At 66.1% G+C, this 245-nt stretch carries 1 protein-coding gene; it reads left to right on the top strand.

The features are described 5' to 3' along the window. On the top strand, positions 1 to 245 hold a 245-nt coding region (locus ACLJNW_RS27735), incomplete at both ends, for a hypothetical protein (protein ID WP_410961795.1).

The following is a 245-nucleotide window of genomic DNA, read 5'->3' as shown; positions in this document are numbered from 1 at the left end:
CCTATATCCTGCTCGCCATCGGCTGGATGTTCCTGATCATCGTCCTCTTCCCCCGGAGCCCGACCGACTTCGCTCGGGGCATGGCGATGTTCAGCCCGCTCTTCTCCACGGGCACGCTGAGCTCGATCGCCGAGCGTGACGGCAGCTTCCAGCCGGGCTGGGAATACAACAGCCAGGCGTTCGGCCTGTTCTGGACGGTCGTCTACGTCGCCCTGGCCCTCGGCCTCTTCGGCGTGACCCTGGCC

It is taken from the genome of Salmonella sp. SAL4457 (assembly GCF_046548235.1).
GTDB lineage: Bacteria > Pseudomonadota > Gammaproteobacteria > Enterobacterales > Enterobacteriaceae > Salmonella > Salmonella enterica.
Note: the sequence above shows the minus strand (reverse complement) of the source record. Positions and strands in the feature narration are given on the sequence as shown.